Origin of the sequence: Streptomyces sparsogenes, assembly GCF_001704635.1 — a bacterium.
In the GTDB taxonomy this organism is placed as follows: domain Bacteria; phylum Actinomycetota; class Actinomycetes; order Streptomycetales; family Streptomycetaceae; genus Streptomyces; species Streptomyces sparsogenes.
In genome coordinates, this window is the sequence record NZ_MAXF01000095.1 from 193,885 (window position 1) to 201,408 (window position 7,524).

At 72.7% G+C, this 7,524-nt stretch carries 6 protein-coding genes; 3 read left to right on the plus strand and 3 right to left on the minus strand.

Going from position 1 to position 7,524, the window contains the following annotated elements; translation table 11 throughout:
- Positions 1-185 precede the first annotated feature (185 nt).
- Both BBH68_RS20005 and BBH68_RS20010 read left to right on the plus strand, forming a co-directional pair.
- Positions 186-1,436, plus strand: a complete 1,251-nt coding sequence (locus BBH68_RS20005; protein WP_104531353.1) for an NAD(P)-dependent malic enzyme — start codon at positions 186-188, stop codon at positions 1,434-1,436.
- 246 nt (positions 1,437-1,682) lie between these two features.
- Complete coding sequence (locus BBH68_RS20010; protein WP_065964376.1) at positions 1,683-2,645, plus strand: zinc-binding dehydrogenase; 963 nt, start codon at positions 1,683-1,685, stop codon at positions 2,643-2,645.
- A gap of 32 nt (positions 2,646-2,677) precedes the next feature.
- On the opposite strand, the gene BBH68_RS44520 is transcribed toward BBH68_RS20010, so the two are convergent.
- The 3 genes from BBH68_RS44520 to BBH68_RS20025 all read right to left on the minus strand — a co-directional run bounded on the left by BBH68_RS44520 (position 2,678) and on the right by BBH68_RS20025 (position 5,576).
- Positions 2,678-3,028 (minus strand): hypothetical protein, encoded by a 351-nt coding sequence (locus BBH68_RS44520; RefSeq protein WP_425428826.1) that lies wholly within the window; start codon positions 3,026-3,028, stop codon positions 2,678-2,680.
- 494 nt (positions 3,029-3,522) lie between these two features.
- On the minus strand, positions 3,523-4,629 hold the full coding sequence (locus tag BBH68_RS20020; protein WP_065964379.1) for a PadR family transcriptional regulator: 1,107 nt from the start codon (positions 4,627-4,629) through the stop codon (positions 3,523-3,525).
- Entirely contained in the window at positions 4,629-5,576 is a 948-nt protein-coding gene (locus BBH68_RS20025; RefSeq protein ID WP_065964381.1) for a DUF4097 family beta strand repeat-containing protein, read from the minus strand. The genes BBH68_RS20020 and BBH68_RS20025 overlap by 1 nt, the downstream gene beginning before the upstream one ends.
- A gap of 353 nt (positions 5,577-5,929) precedes the next feature.
- Between BBH68_RS20025 and BBH68_RS20030 the strand changes: the two genes are divergently transcribed.
- The coding region (locus BBH68_RS20030; RefSeq protein WP_141713029.1) for an AMP-binding protein at positions 5,930-7,524 on the plus strand (1,595 nt) is incomplete at its 3' end.

The window sequence follows — 7,524 nt, forward strand, 5'->3', positions numbered from 1 at the left end:
CCCTTCCGGTAGAACAGGCGGTTACCCCCCTCACCCGGGGCTCAGGGCGCGTGTGCGGCGCGCCCGGCGTTCGTATCTGGTCCCACGCGGCGGATATCCACTCCGTGGGACCCCGGACGCGGTGCCCGTCCGCTCCTCAACCAGGGGCGGCTACCCTCAACGGAAATACGACAAAGGGGTCAACAGTGGCAGCGGAGATCGCGAATCCTCGCAGCGACAGCAAGAACGAGAGCGCCGAGGGCGCGACCGGCGCCGGCAGCGCCGAAGGCGCCGGGGACGGAGAGCCCTTCGATCCGGCCTTCGCCCTTCACCGGGGCGGCAAGATGGCCATCGAGGCCACCGTGCCGGTGCACAACAAGGACGACCTGTCCCTCGCCTACACGCCGGGCGTCGCCAGGGTCTGCACCGCCATCGCGGAAAAGCCCGAGCTGGTCCACGAGTACACCTGGAAGTCGCAGGTCGTCGCCGTGGTCACGGACGGCAGCGCGGTGCTCGGGCTCGGCGACATCGGCCCGGAGGCCTCCCTGCCGGTGATGGAGGGCAAGGCCATCCTCTTCAAGCAGTTCGGCGGGGTCGACGCGGTGCCGATCGCCCTCGACTGCCGCGGGGTGGACGAGATCGTGGACACCGTCGTCCGGCTCGCCCCCTCCTTCGGCGGCGTGAACCTGGAGGACATCTCCGCCCCCCGCTGCTTCGAGATCGAGCGCAAGCTCCAGGAGCGCGTGGACATCCCGATCTTCCACGACGACCAGCACGGCACGGCGGTCGTCACCCTCGCCGCCCTGCGCAACGCGGCCAAGCTGACCGACCGGTCCCTGGGCCAGCTGCGCGCCGTCATCTCCGGCGCCGGCGCCGCCGGGGTCGCCATCGCCCGGATCCTCGTCGAGGCGGGCATTGGCGATGTCGCGGTCTGCGACCGCAAGGGCATCGTCTCCCCGGACCGCGAGGACCTCACCGACGTCAAGCGGGAGCTGGCCGGCTTCACCAACAAGGCCGGTCTGACCGGCCCCATGGAGGCCGCCCTGGACGGCGCGGACGTCTTCATCGGCGTCAGCGGCGGCACGGTGCCCGAGCAGACGGTCGCCAAGATGGCCCCCGGCTGCTTCATCTTCGCGATGGCCAACCCCAACCCGGAGATCCACCCGGACGTCGCCCACAAGCACGCCGCCGTCGTCGCCACCGGCCGCAGCGACTTCCCCAACCAGATCAACAACGTGCTGGCCTTCCCGGGCATCTTCGCCGGCGCGCTGCAGGTCCGCGCCTCCCGGATCACCGAGGGCATGAAGCTCGCCGCAGCCGAGGCGCTGGCCGCCGTGGTGGCCGACGAGCTGAGCGCTGACAAGGTCATCCCCTCGCCGTTCGACGAGCGGGTCGCCCCGGCCGTGACCGCGGCCGTCGCGGCGGCGGCGCGCGCGGAGGGCGTGGCGCGCCGCTGACGTCCTGCGCGTCCTGCGTCCTGACGTCCCGCGCGTCGTGACGTCGCGCGCCGCTGACGTCCTGGGCGTCCTGACGTCGCGCGTCCTGACGTCCTGCCAGGACCTCGTGTCGTACGAACCGGGCCGCCGCCTCCCCGTGAGGCGGCGGCCCGTCGCCGTACGGCCCCCTCCGGCGCGCGGGCGCGCGGCGCGTGTCACACCCCGGCGTGGTTCCGCCGCCAGGCCGTCGCCCCTATCGTCGGGATCATGTTCGCTGCCTACGCCGCACGTATCGACCGCGACCAGCCGCTGAACGGCCTCGAACTGGGCGAGCGCCCCGAGCCCGAGGCCCGGCCCGGCTGGACGACCGTCACCGTCAAGGCCGCCTCGCTCAACCACCACGACCTGTGGTCGCTGCGCGGCGTCGGCCTCGGCGAGGAGGCGCTCCCCATGATCCTCGGCTGCGACGCGGCCGGGATCGACGAGGACGGCAACGAGGTCGTCATCCACTCGGTCATCGGGCAGAGCGGCCACGGCGTCGGCCCGCGCGAGCCCCGGTCCATCCTCACCGAGCGCTACCAGGGCACCTTCGCCGAGAAGGTCGCCGTCCCCACCTGGAACCTGCTGCCCAAGCCCCGGGAGCTGTCCTTCGAGGAGGCCGCCTGCCTGCCGACGGCCTGGCTGACCGCCTACCGGATGCTGTTCACCAACGCGGGGGTGCGCCCCGGCGACAGCGTCCTGGTCCAGGGCGCGGGCGGCGGCGTGGCCACCGCCGCCATCGTGCTGGGCGCGGCGGCCGGGCTGCGGGTCCTGGCCACCAGCCGGGACGAGGCCAAGCGCAAGCGGGCGATCGACCTGGGGGCCGAGGGCGCGTACGAGCCGGGGGAGCGGCTGCCCCGGCGCGTGGACGCGGTGATCGAGACGGTGGGCGCGGCGACCTGGTCCCACTCGGTCAAGTCGCTCAAGCCCGGCGGCACGCTGGTCATCTCGGGCGCCACCAGCGGGCCCAACCCCCAGTCCACCGAGCTGAACCGCATCTTCTTCCTGGAGCTGAAGGTCGTCGGCTCCACCATGGGCAGCAAGGAGGAGCTGGAGGACCTGCTGAGCTTCTGCGCGGCGCGCGGAGTGCGGCCGGTCATCGACTCGGTGCTGCCGCTGGACCGGGCGCGCGAGGGGTTCGAGAAGATGGCGGGCGGGGACCTGTTCGGCAAGGTCGTGCTGACGGTCTGAGGGCTCCCGGGGCGGGCTCCTCGTAGGGCCGCTCAGCGCGGTACGAAGGCGCGCTCGAACCGGTAGCGCTTGATCGTGCTGCCCTTGAAGCCCGGGAACCGGCGGATCCGCTCCCACTGCGGGGTCACCGAGCCGACGCCCGGCGCGGAGGAGGCGAGGGCCGCGTCGTACGCCTCCTCGCTGGTCCACTGGGCGTAGTTGAGCGCCCGTGCGCGGTCGGTGGCCAGGTGGCGGTCGCCGTCGACGATCAGGTGGAAGTCGGCGGAGATGAGGCCGGGGCTCGGGTCGGGGTCGGTCTCCAGGGCCTCGATGACCAGGTCGATCCATGTCCGCCGCAGGTCGGGGTCCGGGTCGTCGAAGTCGAGCTCGATGAGGCGATGCACCCGGGCACCCGCGGATCGCCCTCCGTACGGGTGTCGAAGCCGCGGTAGCGCTGGTAGCGGGCGAGGCCGTTGCGCTTGATACCCGGCACGGCGGCGTCGATCTCGTCCACCCGCTGCCGGCGCTGGGTCCGGAAGAACTCGTGGTACGCCTCCTCGCTCGTCCACTGGGAGTGGTGCATCAGCGTGTCGCCGTCCGTTCCCAGGTAGAGGTTCTGCGACAGCAGCTCGGGGGACGGCCAGGGGCGGCTGTCCCAGGAGGCGGCGAAGGCCTCCACGGTCGCCCGCTGCCGCTCGGGGGTGCCGACGCTCCAGGTGGAGAACAGCGCGGCACCGACGTCGGGACGGGCGAGGTCGGGGAGGGGGTTGGCGACGCCGGACATGGCGGGCTCCTTCGGGATCGCGGGCGGAGGCGGGTTCGTCTCCGCCCACGATCCTGATACCTCAACCGAAGTTGAGGTCAAGGTCGCGCGGCGGGGCCTGGGGAGAGACACCCCCTAGCCCTTCGCCCGCCCCCGCAGCAGCGCGGTGAGCTGCGCCGCCGTCGCCGCGAGCCGCCGCCGGGCCTCGTCCGCGTGGGCGGCGCTGACGCCGTGGTCGCGGGCCGTGTCGCGGATGTCGTCGCGGAAGCGGTCGAGCAGCCGGTCCAGGTCGCGGGCGGGGTCGCCGGACGGGGTGAACTCCCGGGCCCACTCCGGCTCCGGCGCGGCCCCCTGCGGCGCGGCCCCCGCTGGGCCGGCCGACTCCGGAGCGGCCCCCTCCGTCCCGGCCGGCTCCGGCCCCGCCCCCTTCGGCCCGTACCCGGCCCCCTCCGGCGCGTCCGCGCGCTCGACGTGGAACTCCGGCTCGGCCCGCTCCGCCGCCCCCGCGCCCTGCCGGGAGATACGGCTCATGCCGCGCGACACCTCGGCCAGCCCCTCGCGCACGGCGCGCTGCCAGTCGCCCGCCCGGAGGTGGTCCTGCGTCTGCTCCTGCAACCGCCGGGCCAGCCGCTGGACCTCCTCGCGCGCGAAGTCCTGGGCGTCCTTCGCCTGCTGCCGGGCGCGCTGGGCGTCCTGCCGGGCGCGGCGGCTCTCCTCCTTCGCCCGGCGTGCCTGCTCCTTCCACTCCTCCTTGGCGCGCCGCATCTCCTCCTTCGCCAGCCGCCACCCCTCCCTGTCCCCCCACGGGCCGTCCCACGACCCCGGCTTGCCGCCGGTGTCGCCGGTGCCGGAGGCGCGGGCCTGCTGCGCCGCCTCCCGCATCTCGCGCCGCAGATCGCTGGCGGAGCCGCGGACGTCCTCGCGGATCTCGGCCGCCAGCTCGGCGACGGACTCGCGGATCTCGACCTCGAGGTCGGCCAGCTCGCCGCTCCGGTCGGCCAGTTCGGCGCGGCCGGCGTCGGTGATGGAGTAGACCTTGCGGCCGCCCTCGGTGGCGTGGGTGACCAGGCCCTCGGCCTCCAGCTTGGCCAGGCGCGGGTACACGGTGCCGGCGGAGGGGGCGTACAGGCCCTGGAAGCGCTCCTCCAGCAGGCGGATGACCTCATAGCCGTGGCGCGGCGCCTCGTCGAGCAGCTTGAGGAGGTACAGCCGCAGCCGGCCGTGGGCGAATACGGGGGACATCAGAGGACCTTTCCTTCGGGGCGGTCAGGGCCTTGGGCCGGGTCGGCGGGCGCGCCGGCCGACGGCGCGTCCCCGCCGGTCGGCGCGCCGTCCGTCGGCGTGTCCTCGGTCGGCGTGTCGTCTTCGGTCGGCGGGCGGCGCAGCAGCGCTATCGCGCCCGAGACGGTGGTGGCCTTGAGCCTGCCGTTGCCCTCGCCGAGCCGGCCGAAGATCCGCTTGGCCCCCCACTGGCCGGTGACCCGCAGGTCCTCGAAGGCGTTGGAGACGGCACCGCTGGCGGTGTTGGCATGGACCTGCGCGTCGGCGGGGTGCGGCAGCCGGATCGCGATCTCGCCGGACACGGTGGTGAGGGCGATGTCCGCGCGGCCCGGGGCGGCGGCGGGGGCGAGGTCGAGCAGGATGTCGCCGCTGACGGTGTCGGCGCGCACGGAGTCGCCCGAGCCCTCGATGACGGTGAGGTCGCCGGACACGGAGTTGAAGCGCAGCCGGCCGGTGACGGCCTGGGCCTCGACCCGCCCCGAGACGGTCTCGGCGCTGACCGGGCCGGTCAGCCGGACCAGGGTGATGTCGCCGGAGACGCCGTGCACGTCGGTGCTGCCGGTGAGCCCGGAGACGACGACCCCGACCCCGACCCCGCCGATCGATGCCTCGGCGCCGGCGGGCACCGCGAGGGTGAGGTGGACCGTACGGTTCCAGCCCTTGCGGTCGAGCCACTTGAGCCAGCCCTTCCAGGGGACGTCCTCGTATCCGACCGTCAGCGTGTCTCCCTCGTGGGTGACGGTCAGCGGCGGGCCGTCGATCTCCGCGAGCTCCAGCCGGGCGGGGCCGGTGGCGGTCCCCACGACATTGACGGTGCCGCCCACGACGCGCACCTGGACGTGGGATACGGGGTCCCCGAAGGCGAGCTTCTGTGGTTCGGTCAACGACCACTGCGACCGGGCTGACATCCCTGGCCTCCCCTGGGTTGGCTCAACGCAACATATCGCGTCTCTGTGGATACACGATATATCGCGGATCGGCGGAGTCAAGCGGGGCGGCGTGGGGAGGCTCGGGGGCGCGCGGGGAGGCGAGCGGGGGGCGGAGTGGCCGGTCCGCCTGTTGCCCCCGGCGCGGGCTTGTGTCCCCCGTGTGGCGCGCCCATGGCTTCTTCGTAACGGAAAATCCCGTTCCGGCTGAAAGATGTCAGCCGAGGAAACCGGCTAGAGCTTCGCTAGAGCCCTGGTCGAGAGTCATGGAGTGCGAATGTTCGAGGCTGTTACCTTCAGGGCCTTGGAATCGGGGGGGAAGGGTCAATTGGGGCATGCCGACACAGTCGTTGAAATACTCGACGCCCGAAGACGTCCAGGATCTGCGGTCGGTAGCCCGGCTGCTGGTCGGGGCAGCCGTCGAGCACCCCTATTCGGGGGTAGGTTACTTGGCCGACGGTGCGGAGGGCGAATTGACGCGCCAGCCGTATCCGGAGCTTCTCGATTCCGCCCTCCGAATGCTCACCGGGCTGCGGTCCCGCGGCCTGGAGCCGCGCGACAAGGTCGCTCTGCTGCTGGACGGCCAGCGGGAGTTCCTCACCGTTTTCTGGGCCTGCCTGCTGGGCGGGTTCGTCCCCTGCCCCATGGTGCCGCTGCCCGGTGACCCCGCCCGCTGGGCCGCGCAGCTCGCCCATGTGGACCGGCTGCTCGACCGTCCGCTGCTGGTCACCACCGAGGCGATGCGGGCCGAGCTGCCCGAGGTGCCGGGGCTCGCGGTGGCGCCCGTGGAGGGGCTCGGCGGCGGCGAGCCCGCGCCGGACATCCACCGGGCCGACCCGGAGGACCTCGCCCTGCTGGTGCTGACCTCCGGTTCCACCGGAAATTCCAAAGCCGTGATGCTCTCCCACGGAAACCTTCTGGCGTCCATGGCCGGGAAGGCGGACAAGCAGCGGCTCACCGCCGCCGACACCACCTTCAACTGGATTTCCTACGACCATGTCGCGGCGCTGCTGGAAGCCCATATGCTGCCGCTGTCCGTGGGGGCGAACCAATTGCACGCCCCGGCCTCGCTCATCCTGGAGGAGCCGCTGCGTTTCCTCCGTATCGTCTCCCGCCACAAGGTGACGATGACCTTCACCCCGAATTTCCTCCTCGGCCCGCTGAATTCCGCGGCGCACCAGCTCGCCGAGGAAACCGCCTCGGGCGGCGAAGGGCTGGATCTGAGCGCTCTGCGCCACATAGTCAGCGGCGGCGAGGCCAATGTCGTCGCCACCGGTGAGGCGTTTCTCGCCAACTACGCCCCGTACGGACTGCGGCCGTCCGCGCTGTGGCCCGCCTTCGGCATGACCGAGACCTGCGCCGGCAGCATCTACAACCGCGACTTCCCCGCCGCCGACGCCGGCCAGGAGTTCGCCAACCTCGGCACACCCATCAAGGCGCTGTCCATCCGGGTGGCCGACGACGAGCACCGCGCGCTGCCCCCCGGCGAGGTGGGGGAGCTGCAGCTCAGCGGCCCGATGATCACGGCGGGCTACTACAACAACGAGGAGGCCACCCGGGAGGCCTTCACCCCCGACGGCTGGTTCCGCAGCGGCGACCTGGGCCGTATCGACGACGGCCGGCTCACCCTCGTCGGGCGCAGCAAGGACAGCATCATCGTCAACGGCGTCAACTACTTCAGCCATGAGCTGGAGGCCGTGCTGGAGCAGCTCGACGGCGTGGCCGGCGGCTATGTCGCGGCCTTCCCCACCCGGCGGCCCGGCAGCGACACCGAGCAGCTGGTCGTCGCGGTCGCCCCCGAGACGGCCGAGGACGACGAGGCGGGCCTGTACCGACTGCTCACCGCCGTGCGCTCCACCGTGGTGATGCACTGGGGGTTCCGGCCCTCCCTCATCCTGCCGCTGCCCAAGGAGGCGTTCCCCAAGACCAG